15 protein-coding genes are annotated in these 18,475 nt (G+C 55.2%); 8 read left to right on the forward strand and 7 right to left on the reverse strand.

Going from position 1 to position 18,475, the window contains the following annotated elements:
• Positions 1–48: 48 nt before the first annotated feature.
• Entirely contained in the window at positions 49–4,173 is a 4,125-nt protein-coding gene (locus PUR_RS01355) for a S8 family serine peptidase (RefSeq protein ID WP_179033695.1), read from the reverse strand.
• 504 nt (positions 4,174–4,677) lie between these two features.
• Here PUR_RS01355 and PUR_RS01360 point away from each other — a divergent pair.
• Positions 4,678–4,977: a GNAT family N-acetyltransferase gene (locus PUR_RS01360; protein ID WP_124696159.1), complete on the forward strand. Its 300-nt coding sequence runs from the start codon at positions 4,678–4,680 to the stop codon at positions 4,975–4,977.
• A gap of 89 nt (positions 4,978–5,066) precedes the next feature.
• Here PUR_RS01360 and PUR_RS01365 read toward each other — a convergent pair whose 3' ends face one another.
• From PUR_RS01365 to PUR_RS01375, 3 genes are all read right to left on the reverse strand, one after another.
• Positions 5,067–8,096, reverse strand: a complete 3,030-nt coding sequence (locus PUR_RS01365; RefSeq protein ID WP_442953819.1) for a DEAD/DEAH box helicase — start codon at positions 8,094–8,096, stop codon at positions 5,067–5,069.
• Positions 8,097–8,194: 98 nt separating this feature from the next.
• Positions 8,195–9,925, reverse strand: a complete 1,731-nt coding sequence (locus PUR_RS01370; RefSeq protein ID WP_179033697.1) for an SWIM zinc finger family protein — start codon at positions 9,923–9,925, stop codon at positions 8,195–8,197.
• A 92-nt stretch (positions 9,926–10,017) separates the two neighbouring features.
• Positions 10,018–12,282, reverse strand: coding sequence for a 7TM diverse intracellular signaling domain-containing protein (locus PUR_RS01375; RefSeq protein ID WP_179033698.1), 2,265 nt, complete (start codon positions 12,280–12,282; stop codon positions 10,018–10,020).
• Between the two features lie 365 nt (positions 12,283–12,647).
• Here PUR_RS01375 and PUR_RS01380 point away from each other — a divergent pair, with 365 nt between their 5' ends.
• Genes PUR_RS01380 through PUR_RS01395 form a run of 4 tightly spaced genes read left to right on the forward strand, consistent with a single transcriptional unit; the run spans position 12,648 to position 14,793 of the window.
• Positions 12,648–13,250 carry a bifunctional transcriptional activator/DNA repair enzyme AdaA gene (locus tag PUR_RS01380; RefSeq protein WP_179033699.1) on the forward strand — a complete coding sequence of 201 codons (603 nt, stop codon included), beginning with the start codon at positions 12,648–12,650 and terminating at the stop codon, positions 13,248–13,250.
• Positions 13,216–13,770 (forward strand): methylated-DNA--[protein]-cysteine S-methyltransferase, encoded by a 555-nt coding sequence (locus tag PUR_RS01385; RefSeq protein WP_179033700.1) that lies wholly within the window; start codon positions 13,216–13,218, stop codon positions 13,768–13,770. The genes PUR_RS01380 and PUR_RS01385 overlap by 35 nt, the downstream gene beginning before the upstream one ends.
• A complete protein-coding gene (locus PUR_RS01390; RefSeq protein WP_179033701.1) occupies positions 13,751–14,650 on the forward strand; it encodes a DNA-3-methyladenine glycosylase family protein in 900 nt (299 codons plus the stop codon). Before PUR_RS01385 ends, PUR_RS01390 begins: the two co-directional genes overlap by 20 nt.
• Positions 14,647–14,793 (forward strand): hypothetical protein, encoded by a 147-nt coding sequence (locus PUR_RS01395; RefSeq protein WP_179033702.1) that lies wholly within the window; start codon positions 14,647–14,649, stop codon positions 14,791–14,793. Before PUR_RS01390 ends, PUR_RS01395 begins: the two co-directional genes overlap by 4 nt.
• 159 nt (positions 14,794–14,952) lie before the next feature.
• Here the strand turns inward: PUR_RS01395 and PUR_RS01400 are convergent, their stop codons facing one another.
• The 3 genes from PUR_RS01400 to pdxR all read right to left on the reverse strand — a co-directional run bounded on the left by PUR_RS01400 (position 14,953) and on the right by pdxR (position 17,092).
• The gene (locus PUR_RS01400; protein WP_124696166.1) at positions 14,953–15,165 is read right to left on the reverse strand and encodes a cold-shock protein; all 213 of its coding nucleotides are present in this window, start codon (positions 15,163–15,165) and stop codon (positions 14,953–14,955) included.
• Between the two features lie 83 nt (positions 15,166–15,248).
• Complete coding sequence (locus tag PUR_RS01405; protein ID WP_025332779.1) at positions 15,249–15,449, reverse strand: cold-shock protein; 201 nt, start codon at positions 15,447–15,449, stop codon at positions 15,249–15,251.
• Between the two features lie 236 nt (positions 15,450–15,685).
• Positions 15,686–17,092: a MocR-like pyridoxine biosynthesis transcription factor PdxR gene (pdxR, locus tag PUR_RS01410; RefSeq protein ID WP_179033703.1), complete on the reverse strand. Its 1,407-nt coding sequence runs from the start codon at positions 17,090–17,092 to the stop codon at positions 15,686–15,688.
• 96 nt (positions 17,093–17,188) lie between these two features.
• Between pdxR and PUR_RS01415 the strand changes: the two genes are divergently transcribed.
• The 3 genes from PUR_RS01415 to PUR_RS26365 all read left to right on the forward strand — a co-directional run bounded on the left by PUR_RS01415 (position 17,189) and on the right by PUR_RS26365 (position 18,375).
• Positions 17,189–17,773, forward strand: a complete 585-nt coding sequence (locus tag PUR_RS01415) for a GNAT family N-acetyltransferase (protein ID WP_179033704.1) — start codon at positions 17,189–17,191, stop codon at positions 17,771–17,773.
• Between the two features lie 153 nt (positions 17,774–17,926).
• Positions 17,927–18,127, forward strand: a complete 201-nt coding sequence (locus PUR_RS26360) for an alpha-crystallin domain-containing protein (protein ID WP_332107929.1) — start codon at positions 17,927–17,929, stop codon at positions 18,125–18,127.
• Positions 18,124–18,375, forward strand: coding sequence for an Hsp20 family protein (locus tag PUR_RS26365; RefSeq protein ID WP_332107930.1), 252 nt, complete (start codon positions 18,124–18,126; stop codon positions 18,373–18,375). Before PUR_RS26360 ends, PUR_RS26365 begins: the two co-directional genes overlap by 4 nt.
• Positions 18,376–18,475: the final 100 nt, after the last annotated feature.

Below are 18,475 nucleotides of genomic sequence, written 5' to 3' on the forward strand. Positions count from 1 at the left end.
CGGGCCGATCAAGGATTGCTCCTTGATCGGCCCGTTGCTATTTACGTGTTATTCAGCCAGTCCGGCTTTGACCAGAAGCTGGTGCAGTGTAGCGGCAATCGTCTCGCGGGTTGCCGGTGCGGAAGGATTGAACGCCGAACCCGAAGCGCTGCTTAAAATTCCCGCAGCTGACAGGGACTGTACGCTGTCCTTCGCATAGCTTGCAATCTTGGCGTTATCGGTATAGGTGGTGAAGGAAGGATTGGCGGGGATCAGTTCGATACCGGCCAGCTTCACGGCTCTATCCAGAATAACAGCCACTTCCTGACGGGAGACATTGGCTTTCGGCGCGAATTTGCCGCCGCCAACACCCAGAATCAATCCGGCCTTCGTAGCGGCTGCAACATCGGCTGCATACCAGTCGGTTGACTTCACGTCGGTAAAGGTCGCCGCTGCATCGGTACGAAGACCGAGTGCGCGTACGAGTATCGCCGTAAATTCGGCGCGGGTCAGGTTGCTCTTCGGCGAGAAGGTCGTTGCCGAAGTGCCTTTGAAGATCAGCTTGTTAGCCAGTGCCGTGATGTCCGAAGCCGCAGGCGAAGTCGCGATATCGGCGAACGTTGCCGGACGGCTTACAGCGGCATAAGTCGAGAAGCCCGGACGATTAACGGTAACCAGCGTCGTTCCGTCAGCTTGCGTCTTGAATACGGAAGCTACCGGAGTAATCTTGCCGTTCTCTTCAAAAAGAACGCCGGCCGTATTCGGAGTGATGCTTCCCGGAACGGTGAAGGATCTCTTGATGAACGTATTGCTCGGCACCGTCAGATACGTGCTGCCGGTTGCCGTTGCCCAGCTTGCTTCAAAGGATACCGGAGCCCCGATGACGGACGACCCGGCTGTGCTTGCCGTGAATTTGCTTGCTTCCTCCGAAGCCGGCTTGATGGACAGATCGAAGGTTGCGCCTGCAGGAGAATTGCCCAGCAGCGATACCGGCAGGGAAACCGCGGCATCCTTCGTGCTGACGATGACCTTGCTGCCGGAAGAGATCGCTGCAAGCAGCTTCACTTGATCCGCAGTCAGGCTGACTTTGGCCGCTGAGCCGCTGACCGAAGGAGCGGAAATGATCACAGCGGTTTGGGTAGTGGCTGCATTGGCCAAAGCTGCCTTCAGGTCGCTATCCGACACCGTGATGGTTGTAAGACCGTTTTGCACAGTCGTTGCAGGAGTGACGGTTACTTGCTTGTAGCCTTGGTCGACCAGGGCTGTGGCGGACTCGGAAACCGTTGGTGCAGGTGGTGTAGTTGGTGCAACTGCACCGCCGCCACCGCCTGCTCCGCCGCCAGTTGATCCGCCTTCAATGCTGCTGCTTGCGGAGTTATCTACACGCAGCGAGATAAAGCCGTTGTAAATATCGGTCGCCTCACCCTCAGGGGTAATATGTGCGAACACGATATTGAGTTTGTAAGTGCCATCGGTTAGATACCCGACACTCGGTTTGCCATTGGCGTCGAATACAGGATGGCCTTCTTCATCATACTTGTAATAAGAATTATCAAGGCCTTCGAAATTATAAACTTTTGGTTCAAAATACGTAGCTTCATACACCGTATCGTAATAATCCTTATATCCAATGAGTTCATCATCCAAGTTATAGACATCGAGTTCATACAGGTTCGCATCGTCAGCAGTCAATTTAAAGCTGAGATCAGTTGTCGCCTGAGAGCTTCGTTTTGGATAAATGATAGGATGAGTCAATGAAATTTCCTGAATGCCCACAGGGCTGTCAGGCAGATCAGTACCTACATATACTGAGAACGGCAAATGCAGTGCAGGCAGATTTCCGGATGTGAGGTTGATTTGACCCTCATAGAAGCCGGATTTAACCCCGTTGGCCACATCCACTTTCAGAGAAAATGCTTTTGCTTGATATTCGGCTGCTGTTACGTCTGTTTGGCTTAGTGCAGCTGCGATTCCGTCTGGGGCTGCACCATGCCATGTCACGGAGGCCGTATAAGTTAAACTGGTACCCCCGGTATTGTAAAGACGCAAATCTTCAACCTTCGAACTTCCGGGAGCCACAACACCAAAATTGGCTGAAGAGTTATAGTTGGTAATGTCCTCCGGTTGGAAGTTTTTGTCGAGAATCGTGATCGGTTCAACAGATTCAAGCACTGCCGGCGTATCAATGGCTTTCGCAACATTTACGCGTCCGGCTCCTTGCTGATACACGCTGTACTCGTCAAGAATATCAGCTGTATTGGCAAGTGCCGCCCGAATCTCAAATGGCCCCCAGCTCGGATGCGCTTGTTTCAAAAGAAGGGCAAGACCGGCCACATGCGGCGTAGCCATGCTTGTTCCGCTAATGCGGTTGTAGGCTTCGTCATAAGACGCGCTTTTATAGGCGTCGTATTTCTTGTAAGCGGGCCAGGTTGACAAAATACCTACACCCGGAGCGACGAAATCCGGTTTAATGCTTAAATTCTTGTCAACGTTCGGACCCCAGGAAGTAAAGCTGGCGAGCTCATCTCCCGAAGACTGGGTTTTGTGGTAATCATCCCCGAATGTAAAGGTGACGGGTGTATTGGGGTTTGCAAGAATAGCTCTTGCCAATGCGCGGCCCTTGGCACCTTCTATATCAAAGGTCGGAAGGCTGTCATAGGTGTCACCCAGGTAAGAGTTTATATAGCCGTTGCGGTTTTTGATGTTTTCGCTCAGGTCGACTTTACCGTCCGCGGTTGCGTTGCCGTTAAAGATTACGATAGCTTTAGCTCCGCGTTCTTTTGCGTTTCCAATTTTTTCGGTAAACGCGAGCAGCCCGCGCGAGACGAAGACTACCGAGTCTTTGACCTCATCCGCAGTGTAGCCTTTATAATCGTCATCCGCGCCGAGACCTGCGTAAACGACTTTTAACGGCGCCGTGCCTACAAGGCTTGGGTCGGCAAAGTTCTCGCTGCCGAGTTCCCATGCCATTACATTAAAATCGCCGTAAGTAGCATAAGTTGCGGTCGTGGCGGTGTCATCAACGAAGGTGGTCTCGAATTTTCCGGAGAAGTTCTTGGTTGGACTTGTTACCGCACCAACCGAAATGGCCAGCTGCGAAGTGGCCGGAGAGCCGAGCGTATATTCACCCGGTCCTGCATTGCCGTTGGCAATTACCGCCGTGACACCGGAAAGAATAGCATTATTGATGGCTATGGCGTCCGGAGAATTGACATCCTTCTCAGCGTCGGAGCCGAGCGACAGGTTAATGACATCCATGCCGTCTTTTACGGAGCGCTCAATCCCGTCAATAACTTGAGCGGAGGATCCGGATGCGGAGCTCGGATTGGCCGGATTATAACCCAGCACTTTATAAACATAGAGATCCGCGCCATAGGCAACGCCTTTTTGAACGATCTCGCTGGTCGGATTCGCGAACCGCCCAATGATCGTACCGGACACGTGTGTGCCGTGAGAGGTGCCTTCAAACTTCTTGTCTGCGTTAGGTTCTTCCTCATAAGGATCATCGTCATTATAGAAAGAATCCCAGCCGCCTTTATAAGCGGGAGCGATATCCGGATGAAGGTAATCTACACCGGTATCAATTACACCTACTTTGAGCCCTGCGCCTGTAAAGTCTTTTGCCCAGGCTGCATCGGCCCCGATTTGGTGCAGAGGAGCTGCGCCATGCTCGAGCGTTCCCTGTATAGCGGCATCCGCTTCTTCAACCGGTATCGGATACCAGGTGCTGTTTTCGTAAATGGATTTAACTCCGGGAATTTGGGCCAGCTCCGGAATTTCATTGGCTGGTATGGTAACCTCGAAGCCGTTCAATACCGTGTTGTACTTATAATTCACCCTAAGGTCCAGACCTTCGCCCTCAGCTTTGTCGAGAACGGTGGACTGTTGGCTTTCTACAGCCGCTTCAGTAGATGATTTGGCCAGAGAGGAAATGCCTTGCTTCACCGCATATTTTCCTACGGCCGCCGGTTGGCCGCTAAGCTGCACGATAACGCGGACATCTGCAGACGAATTGGTGTTGATCTTAGGCGAGATGTACGTTCCCGGCGAGGTATGAGTCAAAGAAATGCTTTTCGATGATAAATGCGTTTGCAAACTGCCGGCGGCAAAAACCGTACCCGGAATAGATCCGGCTGTTAGTCCCAAAGCCAGAGCCGCGACGGACAGCTTGCGTGTTAATTTGCCCCACTCCAAAAAAATCCCTCCCAAAGATTCTGTGTAATTGGTTTGCTTCCTACCGTCCGGGTGAATCGCTTATGTAGAATTCTCCTTTTCTATTAATTCTCTTATTTATTTCCACCTAGATTAGTAGGAAAAAAGATTAAGAAGATTCTACCACTGGTAAATTGGAAAATCCAGATAAAATTTCTTTTTTTCTCGCCAAAACTCACATGCTCAGAAAACTTTATGTGACATTCAAAAGAGGAATAAATGCATAATATAAATTTTTATGGAACAAACAGGCAATAATTTGCACGTTTTTTAATGCTAAAGGTGTGGTTGAAAAAAAGTAACGTGATGTAACCTGTCGTATATTGTCGGAAAATAGGTCTTTGGGGCTAATTGTTGGTTTTTGGAATAGAATGTCAGATTGCCTGAAGCCCGAACCGGTGCGTCCATAGGAAGGTGCTGAAGAAAAAGGAGCCGATTGGGTAAAGTAATAGTAGAGCTCAAGGAAAGCAACAAGGAGGGAAATACATGGACAGCAAAGAATTCAGTGAAATCGGCGTTATTTATAAAGAGCATAATGCCTTCGTTATCCGTACGGACGAGGGGCCGATCGGAGAAATCACCTATGTGCCAAAAGACGAGCATACCTGGATAGCCGATCATACGTATGTATCGCCGCATTACCGGGGCGGCAATATCGCCCAGCGGCTGCTGAAACGGCTGGCGGAGGAAGCGAGAGCGGAGGGGGCCAAGATTATCCCCCAGTGCTCGTATGTCGGCGTCCAGTTCAGAAGAAATCCGGAGTATGAGGATGTGTGGAAGCATTAGGACGGGCAGGCTGCGGCTAACAATAAAGAAGCCATCCTCCGCATTTAAACGCGGAGGATGGCTTTTGAACATTTCAAGCTTACGGCGAGCTATGTTTCCGACCACCCGCGCCGCAAGGTGAACAAATCCTTCAGAGCGTCGGTGGAAAGCTCGGTAATCCAGCCTTCGGAGCTGGTAATGATGCTGTCGCTGAGCTGCTGCTTGGTCTCCAGCATTTCATCGATCCGTTCCTCCAGCGTTCCAAGGGAAATAAATTTATGCACCTGGACATCCCGCGTCTGGCCCATCCGATAGGCGCGGTCCGTAGCCTGGTTCTCCACGGCTGGGTTCCACCAGCGGTCGAAATGAAAGACGTGATTGGCGGCCGTCAGATTCAGGCCCACGCCCCCAGCCTTGAGCGACAGAATGAAGATACAGGGCTGCTGCCGTTTCTCCGGGGAAGAAGCTGCCAATGTTCGGACCGAAATCACCGGCTCTTCGCGTCCGGTCTGAAAGTCTTCGATCATGCGGTCCCGCGCCGATTTGGAGGTGCTTCCGTTCAGATAGAGCACGGGTTCGCGGAGCTCTTCCCGCAGCACGCGCTGAAGCATCAGCCCCATCCCGACATATTGGGTAAAAATCAAACAGCGTTCTCCCTCATCCCGCAGCTCCTTAACCATGGCGAGCAGCCGCTCCAGCTTGGCGGAGCGTTCGATCAGCAGGCCGGTGTCTACCGATTCGGCGTCTGAAGTCTCTTCGTGCGGCGCGGCTTCCTTCGTGATGAGCAGCGGGTGGTCGCATAGCTGCTTAAGCCGGGTAAGTGCAGCGAGAATGGCGCCTTTGCGCTGAATACCCTCCAGCTTGTTCATTTTGCTCATCAGTTCGTTTACCGTCTGATCGTAAAGGGCCGCCTGCTCGGCTGTCAGATGAACATAGGTCTTCATCTCGTTCTTGTCGGGAAGGTCGAGCTGGATGGCGGGATCTTTCTTTTTGCGGCGCAGCATGAACGGCTTGACCAGCTTTCGAAGATCGGCCGTTCGCTTGGCGTCGCCGTCCTTCTCGATCGGATGAATGAACCGTTCCTGAAAAGCGCGCAGCGGTCCAAGGAATCCCGGCGTAATGAAGTCGTAAATGGACCACAGCTCGGCCAGCCGGTTCTCGATCGGCGTTCCGGTGAGCGCGATCCGGTGCAGGGCCGGAAAGCTGCGGACGGCTAACGACTGCTTGGTCTGGGCATTCTTGATGTTTTGCGCCTCATCCAGACACAGCGCCGACCAGGTGCAGCCGGCCAGCAGCTCCTGGTCCAGCGCCGCCGTTGCATAGGAGGTGAGCACGACGTCGGACCCTCCGGCAGCGGCATGAAAGCCTTCCCCGTCAAGGCGGCCGCTCCCGTAATGAAGCATGACCGAGAGCGAAGGCGCGAACCGGTTCAGTTCCTTCTGCCAGTTGCCGAGCACCGAGGTCGGGCAGATGATAAGCGATGGCCGCGGACCCTCTGGCCGATCCATGAAGTCCTCCTTCACGCGGAGCAAATAAGAGATCAGCTGGACGGTCTTGCCAAGGCCCATATCGTCGGCGAGACAGGCGCCCAGTCCGAAGCGGCGCAGGAAGACAAGCCAGGAATAGCCTTCAAGCTGATACGGGCGCAGCTCGGCGTTCAGGCTGGCGGGGGGCCCTGGCTGAGGCCAGGCTTCCCTGCCGCCAAGCTGCCCGACAAGTCTGACGAACTGCTCGTTCAGCTCGACCTCAAGCTGCAGACGATTCGCCTCTTCAGCTGGCGGGACCGCTGCTTCATCCGCTGCTTGATCCCCGGCTTCCTCTTGCGTATTCAGGAGATGCAGCTGCAGGACGTCCTGAAAGGACAATCCCCGGCGTTTGTCCATGCCGTCCATCGCTCTGCGGATTTGAGCCAGCAGCACGGGATCGAGCGGGATCCACTGGCCGTGGAAACGCACCAGACGTTCCCCGCGGGCAACCAGCGCCGCGAATTCCTCCTCGGTGAGGTCGGCGTCTCCAATCGAGATGCGCCAATCAAAATCGATAATGGCATCCAGGCCGAACAGCGAGCGGCCGCTCCGGTTCTCGCTCTCCGGGCTGAGCTTCGCCCGCAGGCGCGGCTTCCGGCGGCTCGCGGCCTCCCACCAGGCCGGCAGCAGTACCAGCCAGCCTGCATCCAGCAGACGGCGGCTGTCCGCAGTCAGGAAAGTCCAGGCGGCCGCGCTGTCCAGCGGCCGGCCCAGCAGGTCGCCGCCGTCCCCGAAGCGCTCGGCGGGCAGGCAGGCGCGCAGGCGCTCCAGCCAGCCTGCCGAGCGGCCCTGCACATGCGGCGACCATGATGCGGGCCAGGCGCCATGGGCGGCGCCGTCCGCGGCCAGCTTCACCGGGACAAGCGACGCCGCGTCGGTCTTGTCCTGCAGGACGAGACGAAGCCGCCAGGAGGCTTCGGCTTTATTCGGCTCCAGCAGCTGGAGCGCGGGCCGAAACGGCGATACATCGGCCTTCCAGCCGATGGAGACGAGCCAGGTCTCCGCGTCCATGCCGGCCGCCGCCAGGCGGCTGCGCTCCAACAGCATCGGGTATTCCCGCCGCAGGTCGGCGGCCAGCTCTTCCGTGCTGTAATGGCGCCCGAATACGGCGGCGGAGAAGGCCGCCCGGACGCCGCTCATCAAGCCTTCGTCGTCCTTCAGACGGGCCAGCGCGCCCTGCGCGTTCGGTTTGTCTTCAGGCCGGACGCCGAGCCCCACCCGGGCGCTGTCTGCCTCGGTGGGGGCGCCAGGCGGAAGGGCTTTTTCCGGCTCCCGCCGCGCCGCCGCTTCCCGGTCCGCGGCTTCCGCCGCCGTCCAGAGAGCCTTCTCATCCCAGGTCCACTCCAGCCGGCCTTCCCGGTATGCGGCAAGGCTTGGCTCATACCGCTTATTCTCCAGGCAGAAGGACAAGCAGGGAGCAAGCAGAGCAAGCGTCGCCGCTTCGCCTTCCCACGACCAGCCGATATGCGTCAGCAGCCGCCCCTTAGCGAAGAAGGGCAAAACCTGCTCGGCGGGAAGGGCGACAAGTTCGATCTCTCCGGCTTTATGAATGGCCAGCTCGGTGCCGTAGCATGATTCCTCATGCCAGGCAAAGAGCAGCTGCTTCAGAGCCATGCCGGGAAGATCATCCCCATTTTCCGTCAGGCCATACAACAGCGCATCCCCGTATTCGCTGAGGCTGATCCGAACCGCAATATTCCGCAATCGTCCGTTCATGGTGTGAGTTTTCCTTTCCGGAGCTCTTCCTGGAGTGCTCTTAGCCGGCTGTGGCGAGTGGTAAACGATTCGAGAAAACGCTCGAAGCGATCCTCCGCTTTCATTTTCTTATAAAGCTTATTCAACCGTTTCAGCAGCTTTACCGCCGCTTTATAGCTGCTTCTGTTCTTCTCCGAAACGTACCGCTCCACCGCCTGATGATAGAACGGCAGCAGCAGCTCGGGCGCGTGCTTCTCAAGAGGCTGCAGCTCCCGCACCCTGAAATCCGCTGGATCTTTGCCTGAGCTTAGCTGGTAATCCATCCACTCCCGCCAGCGGCCGCGCTCCAGCAGCTTCTCCTCGTAAATGTCGCCGCTCAGCGGAAGCATGCCGGTCAATTCGTTCCACATTTGCAGCTCGCTTTCGGGCAGAAGCCGGACGGCTTCCTCCCAGTAGCGCGCATAGCTCTCAAGCCCGTGACGGCGATGCCCGGCGAGCAGTTCGCCGGTCTCGGTCAGCCAGTCCACAAGACGCTGCGGCTCCCCGGCTTCCGCCAGCGCCTCCCAGAACATATCCAGCCGTTCCGGATGGAATCCCGGCCGTCCGGCCGCCTCGCGCAGCAAGCTTAAGGCCTTATCATCTTCAGACTTAAGGAAATGCATCCAGGCGCGGGCGGTCAGCAGAGCCTGAAGGGGCGGAGCATCCGTCCGCTGTTCTTCTTCCCGTTCCAGCCGCCGCAGTTCTTCCTTAAACAGCGTTCTGCCCTGCATTTCGGGAATAATCCATTTTCTCCACAGCAAATAATAAAGAGCGGAATAAAAGGTGTGTTCCCTGGACTCCGCCAGCAGTTCCTGCCGCAGATAATCGAGCGTGTCCATTATGCGGTTCCACTGCTCCGGCTCGGAGGCGAGGGGCAGCTTCGTATGAAAGCCGCGTTCGATTTCATCTTGGAGTTCCGTTACGGCTATATGGGTATAATAGCCGAGCGAAGGCGCAAAGGCGCCTGCGCGACCGCCGGAGCGGTTGGTCAGCGTTTCCAGAACAAAGAGACGGGCGTGCAGACCGAACAGTTTGTCCAGTTCAGGCGTAAGCGGCGGCTTGATGCGAAGAATTGCCGTGAGTGCTTCATCCACATAACGGGGATTCCGGGTATCTCCGGCCAGAGCAGATACACAATGGGCGAACAATTCATGCCACTGGGCGACGTTCATGACCGGGATGAGCCGGCCTCGCTCCCTCAAGGATTCCCGGCTTCCGTGCAGGAATCCGCTATTGGCTTCGCCTTTGCGATCTGCTCCGCCGGCGTAGCCCGTTCTATTGGCGCCGCTTCCCATCCCGGCGCGGCTTCCCGCCCCGCCATCGGCATTCCCGGCCCCCGGTACGGGGCGGGCGGAATTCACGGCCGCCCGAGCCTGGGCGGACGACTTGGCATTGGCCAGCTGCTGAACCGGCCGTCCCTGAGCTCCGGCGTAGTCCATCAGAACAGCCGCCATATGCTTGCACGGCCCAAGGACAGGGCAGCTGCAGCTGCTGATCGAGATGGCGCCCAGGACGATCTCGACGCTGTACCGCTCTGTTCCGTCCACGAAGGCCGTAACGAGTCCGGGCGGAACGGCCGTCAATCCGGAAACGCGCTTCTGCTTATAATATTGAAAGCCCCGTTTAAGGGCCAGGTCGTCGAAATAATACGCCGCATCTTGAATGAGCCGGCTCCAACCGGCGTCATCAAGGAGGTGTGTCGATTGCATGAATTTACTCTCCCGTATGCATAAGGTTGTTCCATTATACCACTTCTGTGAGCCGGACCGGCGCGAGCTGATTATTTGTCCGGGAGAGGGGGCTAGGCGAAGTGTCCGGTAGTTTCAAATTCCTTGACGCAGTTCCGCCCGTTCTTCTTGGCTTTGTACAGCGCTTGATCCGCCTGGTCGATGAGCATCGTAATGCCGCTTGTGTCCGGTGAGGCCTCCGCGACGCCCAAACTGATGGTGTACCTGATGCTGTCCGAATGCTCGAGCGGGACAGAAGAGGCGGAGATGCTCTTTCGCATGACTTCCGCCAGGCGGTAAGCCCGGTCGGCCGCGATTCCAGGAAGCAGGATCATAAATTCTTCTCCGCCGAAACGGCCGATAATCCCGCGGGGCTGCGCCAATTCGGTAAGCCGTCTCGCCGTTTCCTGAATGACCTTGTCGCCGGCAAGATGCCCGCACCGGTCATTGATGCTCTTAAAATAGTCGATATCGACCATGATGAGCGATAAGGGCTTATCCATGCTCCAGGATTGAGACAATTGCCTATTGGCCAGTTTGAGAAAATAGGTTCGGTTATACACCCCGGTCAGGCCGTCGGTTGTCGCCATTCGGTTGATCTCGGAGAACAGCCGGGCATTTTCAATGGAGATGCCGACCTGTCCTGCAAAATCACACAAAATATCCCTTTCGCTTTCAGTAAAGGTTCTGGGGAAACAGCTGTACAGCACGACCAGACCGAGCAAACGATCGTGGTAGAGAATCGGGATTTCGATACAGGTCGCCGTGCCAGGGTCTACCCCGTAGGGAATGTCGCTGCTGCCTTCGTGGACCGCCACCCTTTTTTTCTGGAGCAAGCTTTGGAAGAAGGGCTCCGTTTCAAGCTCCCTATAACGCAGCTCGTCCCCCGGCCCGGCGCCAACCGACGCTTTAAGTCCGTACCCTTCCTCGGTTCTTAATAGAATAAACCCGCTCTCGCAGCCTGTAATTTTGGACAAGCAGTCCAAGGTGTAATGAAGGAGCTTATCCACATCGTAGGTGGAGGTCAACTTTTTGGTCGTATCGTGCAGATTCTTCAGCAGGGTGCCCTGCTTCTCTTCAAGCAGCTTCTCCTGTCTGATGCGGCTAAACCTGTCGGCCAGCGCCAGTGACAGCAAGATGGTCTCAGCTACCGAGCCGAACCGCATAGAATACACCGACAGAAAGTTCAAGGGAACCAGCTTGTAAGCGGCCATAATGTTCAGTAGCGAGCTGGCCAGCAGCACCATCCATGCAAGCATGTAAAACAAAACGGATCTGATCCGAAACCGTAAGGACGCAATCGTGAACACGCAGAGCAGAATGCTGGCGGATGCAAGGTAGACGGCCAGTTTGGTGCATGCGCTCGGCGTCATGAACGTCATCAGCGGAAGCGTCAGGACCAGTCCGGCGATAAATACCGACAAAATCCTGCCCATTCTCGGCGAATGTTTCGGAACCGACAGAAAGCTTTGCGAGAACAGACAAGCGAACAGGCAGGTTAGCACAATAAAGATGGGGTTCGATTTCAGCTCCCAGGCGGGATGCCCCGGCCATAAATATTGGTAGGCATATCCGTCCCAAACTGCCTGCATGACGGCAAAAGAAACGATAAAGAGCACATAGTACAGATAAGCCCTGTCTCTGATCGACACGTAAAGAAAGCTGTTGTATATCGCCATCACGAACATAATCCCGTAATATATGCCGAACAGGAGGTTTTCGTGAAGTTCTCTTTCCAGAAAGCTCCGCGTCTCCCATAGCTTTATCGGAAGCTGGAGGTAACTGTCGGTCTGAATTTGAAAATACAGGCGCTGTCCGGATTCGGCGGGAAACGAAAGGTTGAAAATAAAATTTCGATGGTCAATGGCCCGTTCGTTAAAAGGCAGACTTCTTCCTGAACGGGTTTGCCGCAAAAACTGGCGCTCATCGTCAAACTGGTACAGAGTCACCCGGCTGAGCTGCGGTTTGCTCAATTCAAGCAGAAGCTCCCTCGCTTTCGAAGAGGTGTTGTACAAGTTCAATTTGACCCAATACGTGGAACCCTTAATCGAACCGCCGAGCCCGCTGGTCTTGTACGGAACGAACAACGAATCCATTTCCGGATTAGCCACATCCTCTATCGTGAGCCGGCTGTCCTTGTCCTCATATATTTTCAGATCGTCCTGAAGATCCGTATTCGTCCGGAGGCTGACGGTATCCGGGGACACTTCCAGGCGGGCCGATTCCGCCATTTGACTGCAGAAAAGGAGAAGGAGAACGATCAGTCCGATCGCGAGCCGTCCAGTCCGGCTAATGCGGATTTTAGAGGCTTCGGATAATGCTTTTATGATATCCTTCATTTTTCGTCCGGTTAGGTGGACGCCATGATGGCTGCATTCGGCTTCGGACAGCCCGTGAATAGAATCAAATCGCCTGTTTGTCTCTGTAATTGTATTTCTGAATATGGGAATTTTTGCATTTCCAACGCCCCCTAATGTAGGTCTGACTCTATTTTCTTTAATACGAGTTCGACGGTTGGAATAATAATCCTGTTCAATTTTATGAAAAATGCGATTTTTATCACAGTTCGGCGGATGTAAGCTCTACCATGCGAAGATTATAGAGTCTCGGGAATCGTCGAACTGTCGTATTCTTGCCGTCTTGTTCGGCCGTCCTGCCAAGGCGCGGCGCAATGCGTTATAATGGCGGAGTGGAGGGATGCATCATGGATCAGGCACTATTCGACCTTGTGTACCGGGCCGTCGCTTCGCGTGACGCCCGGTATGACGGGATTTATTATACCGGGGTAAGGACTACCGGCATTGTATGCCGGCCATCCTGCCGGGCCAGAACGCCCAAGCCGGACAATGTCACGTTCTATCCGACGCTTACGGCTGCCATTCAGGCAGGCTTCAGGCCCTGCAAAAGATGCCGTCCCGAAGAGGGCGGGCCGCTGCGCCCGGATGCCGTTCTGGCGGCTCAGGCCGATGCCGTGATCACCGCTGAGTACGGGGAGCGGCTGACGCTGAACAGCTTGGCCGAGCGGCTCAAGGTCAGCGCCTCTCATCTTCACCGCGTATACAAGGAAGTGACCGGCCTTACTCCGGCTGCCAAGCTGGACCAGGTGCGGCTGGACCAGGCCTGCGGGCTTCTGCGCCACAGCCGGATGCCTGTGTCCGAAATCGGCAGATCGGTCGGCTTTCGCGGCGCTTCCCATTTTGCCGCCTGGTTTCACCGGAACACGGGCGCTTCGCCCACGGAATACAGAGAACGATTTCAAGGAGGAACGGCGGATGAGCCAGAATACAATATACCGGCACACCCTTAACTTTGGGGGCCGGACATGGACGCTTTGGGGAGGCGCGGACGGCCTGTGCCGCCTGTCCTTTCAGCATGATACGGAGCAGACGGCAAAAGCCTGGCTGGACCGCTACGCTCCGGGCAGCGGCGTAGCAGACGATAAACGGCCCTTTGAGGAATGGGGTGCGGTTCGCCTGCTGGAGGACTACTTTGCCGGGCTTCGTCCCGGCTTCCGGGAGCTGCCGCTCGATCTTCGGGGAACGGCGTTTCAGCGGCAGGTTTGGACGGCTCTGGGCGATATCCCGTATGGCGCGGTCATCACGTACGGGGAACTGGCGGGGAGGATCGGCCGGCCGGGGGCGATGCGCGCCGTGGGCGCGGCCAACGGCCGCAACCCGCTGCCTGTGTTTCTGCCATGCCACCGGGTCATCGGGGCGAACGGCACCCTGACCGGCTATGCCGGAGGGCTTCGGCTCAAGCAGGAGCTGCTGGAACTGGAGGGAATCGCCCATGTGGCGGCGGCCGGACATGAACGATTTGCTTTTTGAGCTGCCGCTGCCGGAACTGTTCGATTGGAAAGCCTGCCTCGACTATATGGCGCGTTCGCCGCTGGAATGTCTGTACAGGACGGACGGTGAAGGAGTGACCCGCCTGCTTCAGGCGGACGGAACGGCGCTGCTGGTCCGGTTGACGGTGCCGGAGCCGGGGCGGCTGCGGGTGGAGCTGCTGGAAGGGGAGCGGCCCGGGGAAGCGGGATTGGAAGACCTGGTGCGTTATATCCGCGACTGGTTCGACCTGGACCGCGATCTTAGGCCGTTCTATAAGCTGGCGGAGGGCGATCCCTTGCTTGGTCCGCTGGCGGAACGCTTTCGCGGCCTGCGCATTGTCGGCATCCCCGACTTGTTCGAGGCCTTATGCTGGGCGATTCTTGGACAGCAGGTCAACCTGGCCTTCGCGTACAAGCTGAAGGCGCGGATTGCGGAACAATACGGCGAGTCCGTGCTGTGGGCCGGACACCGGTACCATCTGTTTCCGCCGCCGGAGTCGCTTCTTGGCGCGAAGGAGGAGGAGCTGTGCGCCCTCCAGCTGAGCCGGAGCAAGGCGCGGACGATTCTTGCCGTCGCCGATCTTCTAGCCGGCGGCGCGCTGAGCCGGGAGGAACTGCTGGCCCTTGGCTCGCCAGAGGAGGCCGAAGCGATGCTTACGGCGGTGCGGGGCATCGGCCCCTGGACCGCCCAGTATGTAAGGATGCGCTGCCTGCGCGACGCCTCGTCTTTTCCCATCGGGGATGTCGGTCTGCACAATGCCGTCAAAGCCGTGCTTGGGATGGACCGGAAGCCGACGCTGCCGGAACTCAGGGAGCTGTTCGCGGATTGGCGGGGCTGGGAGGCGTATGCGACCTTTTATTTGTGGCGGGTGCTGTATTGAACAGATTTAGTGTCGCAGTCGCCAAGGTTATCGCGGGGGATATGAGTCTGGTGGCAGCTGTTTTTTATGCGGCGCTGACTTTGTACTTGTGGAAACGCCGGATCCCGTCGACTCAAAAAAATGCGGCGAACAGTGCAGCCTGACGACCGGAAGAACCCCCTCCGTTTCAAATGGAAGTGATATTGACAGCCGGAGGCAGGGGCTTAATGGTCAATGTGGGACCGAATCGGGAATTCGAAGAACAAACAAAATAAACTTCGGCTAAGGCCGAAGCTTGAAGTACACCTGTGTGGTGCTCTAGTTTATTGTTTGGATTGATTGGGACTTGTATTAACTACCGCAGGGAGCATTTTCTCGCCTTTTTCCATCGGAGACTGGCATATCGAACAGGTGGGCTGAACCAAGAAAACAAAGTTGTCTCTCATCCAACCGTTGCAGCTTTCACTGGTACAGGACCATATGGCCGTGAGTTCCTCCGGAATATTGTCCAGAGGTCTCTTTCGTGAATAGTACAAGAAGCATCCTTCTTTCTCTCACGGAGTTATTGTCATAAAAAACAAACGCCCCAAACGCTAGGTTCGGGGCGTATTTTCCGGATTTACAGTTTAACGACGTTCTCGGCTTGCGGACCGCGGTTGCCTTGAACGATGTTGAACTCAACGCGTTGGCCTTCATCAAGAGTCTTGAAGCCTTCGCTGACGATTGCGCTGAAATGCACGAATACGTCGCTGCCGCCTTCAACCTCGATAAAGCCAAATCCTTTGTCTGCGTTAAACCATTTAACTGTTCCTGTTTCCATTGTAGAAAACCTCCTTGTTTTGTTGAACATGACCTTTAAATTTCTAAATTGCGTTTAAAAATAAAAAATCACATATTGCACAAGGTTATGCGCTTAAAATCATAACCCTCTGCAATATGTGAGTTCAGGTCAAAATTCCAATATAGTAATCTTAGCAGATTTCGGGGACGGATGCAACTCATATATAAATCGGGCTGCAATGTCTTTCGAAATGATCCCTGGGTGACCGGATTTATTTAATCCAGCCACGCTTCTTTCAGCACCTTGATTCCGTCGTCAATGCGCTCCTCCGGTATTCCTCCGAAGCCAAGAATAAATGTTGGTTCCGTCCAGGACGGCTGGTTCCACCAGGTGTAGCTCATAGGCGCGATCCGGACATCGGCCTCCCTTGCCGCCGCTGCAAGCTCCTCTTCCGCGCTACCGCTTTTGACGGTAAGCAGCAGATGAAAGCCGGCGTCCCTGCCGGACAGTGACGCCGTTTCTCCAAAATGGCGTTTTACCGACCGAATGACAGCGTCGTGCTTGCGCTCGTAGAGCTGACGCATCCGGCGCAGATGCCTGCCGAAATGTCCCCGCTCCATAAACTCATGCAGCGCCATTTGATTCAGCCTGGAAGCGGAGTGCTCCAAATACAGTTCGTTCTTCAGGCGGTGATAGGCAGGAAGGAGAGATTCGGGCAGAACCATATAATGAAGACAGAGCGCGGGCGACACAGACTGCGCGAAGCTGCCCATATAAACGACGGGGCTGTGATCCGCCAGTCCCTGAATGGAAGGAACCGGCCTTCCGTGATAGCGGAATTCTCCGTCGTAGTCATCCTCGATCAGGAGGCCGCCGCTGTTCAGTGCCCACTCCAGAAGCCGCATTCGCCGCGCTATCGGCATCGTCATCCCGCAGGGGAATTGATGAGAAGGCGAGATATAGAGGACTTGCGCTCCGCTCTCAATTAGGCGCTCCACATTCAAGCCGTCCTTGTCCAGCGGCAGCGGCACGGTGCGAAATCCGTGTCTTTGAAAGGTAGAAGGCAGCAGATGATATCCGGGGTCCTCAAACCCGAGACTGTCCGAGTGCTCACGAAGCATCAGGGCGAGCAGGGAGGACAGCGTATACTGGTCGCCGCCGATCACAATTTGTTCCGGAGTGCAGCGAAGCCCCCGGAATTGGCGCAGATAAGAGGAGATGCTGTCCCGCAGGGCGGGTTCGCCCTGCGGATCGCCGTAATGCAGAATATCTCCCCGCCCTACCTGCTCCTGCAGCAGATTTCTCCAGATTTTATTCGGGAATAGGGTAAAGTCATTTTTGGATTGGTGAAAATCATAGGTATACTCCCGTTCATCCCGGGCTGTAACCCGATAGGATGGCGGCGCTGCCCTCCGCAGTTCCGCTGAATCATAGCTATGTATAGCTTGCACATAATAGCCACTCTTCGGCTTACTGTTAAGAAAGCCTTCGGCGAGGAGCTGTTGATAGGCGGTTTCGACCGGCGTGGCACTGATATGAAGCTGGGCAGCGGCCGACCGGATCGAGGGGAGCCGCGCGCCGCCGGGAAGGCTGCCGTTCATAATCTCCCGCTTTAGGAATTCATAGAGCTGAATATAGAGGGGGCCCCTTCCGGGATCATTCAGGCTGGGGAAGATTAGCATGTCTTTTTCCTCCATCTGTCCTTTGAAAATTATCCAATTTGTACATTTTAAAGGATGCAGTTATGAAATACCATAGCATTATCAAGGAAACGGGAGATGAACATAATGCGCACGGCAACCAGGTTTTTGACGGGAGAACGGGTCTATTTGCGCCCGATTAACGCGGAAGACGCGGAGTGGTACTATCATCAGTTAGACGGCAGCGAGACGAGAAGACTAACGGGAACGCAGAAGATCTACACCAAGGAGCAGATCGAACGCTATGTTCTGGAAAAAGCGAACGATGCCTCCGCCGTGCTGCTGCTGATCGCTCTGAACGAAAATGACGAGATGATCGGCGATATCGCGATTCAAGACATCGACCGGATGAACCGGAACGCAAATATTCGCATTGACGTGAGCGAGGAGCGTCATCAGGGAAACGGCTATGGACGGGAAGCACTGCTGCTAATGCTGGAATACGGCTTTGGCATTCTGAATCTGCACCGGATCGAGCTTGAAGTATATTCGTACAACAAACGCGCGCTTCATGTATACGAGGGACTCGGTTTTACGAAAGAGGGCGTGCGCCGCGAAGCGCTGTACTATGATCATGAATACCATGACATCATTACGATGAGCCTGCTGGAAGAGGAATACAGAAATAAGTTTTGCAGCAAAGGTCAAAAAAGGTCAAATTAATCAAAACACTAAAATTTTGCATTGAAAATGCCTGGAGACGCCGGAATTCGGCGTTTTTTCGTCTTTAATCGGCTTTGAGACTTGAGCGGGCGAGGGCTATAATAAACATGTAAGGTCAAATAAAGTCAAAGTCAAAAGAGAGGAGAATGCAAGATGTTTGATCTGGTTCCTTTTGGAAAATGGCGTGAAGAGGCCTTCGGCCAATTGGCCAAATCCTTCGGCGATATGTTTGGGGACGACTTCTTCGCTCCGCTCAAGAGTTTCACTTTGTCTTTCCGTACCGACGTCCGCGAGAGCGAGAACGCCTATCAGATCGAAGCCGAGCTTCCGGGATTCGCCAAAGAGGACTCGTGATTGATTACGCAGCGCCGTACTTGACGATCAAGGCCGTGCGCAAGGAAGAGAACGCCGAGGAGAACAACGACCGGCAGATCGTTCGCAAGGAGCGCCGTTACGGAGAGTATGTCCGCAGATTTTACGTTCAGGACATTAATGAAGAAGGTATCCGCGCTTCGCTGAGGAATGGCGTATTGTCGCTGGAGGTGCCGAAACGGCAAAAACCGGCGGGCACACGGATTGAAATCCGGGATGACGAACAATAAGGCTAATGTCTTTCAATGAAAAGACGGAAATTGGTCATTTAATAGATATGAGGAGCGCATTGTAGATCGTTTTCTGGCTATAATGCGCTTTTTTTCGAAG

The sequence above is a fragment of the Paenibacillus sp. URB8-2 genome (assembly GCF_013393385.1).
Lineage (GTDB): Bacteria > Bacillota > Bacilli > Paenibacillales > Paenibacillaceae > Paenibacillus_AQ.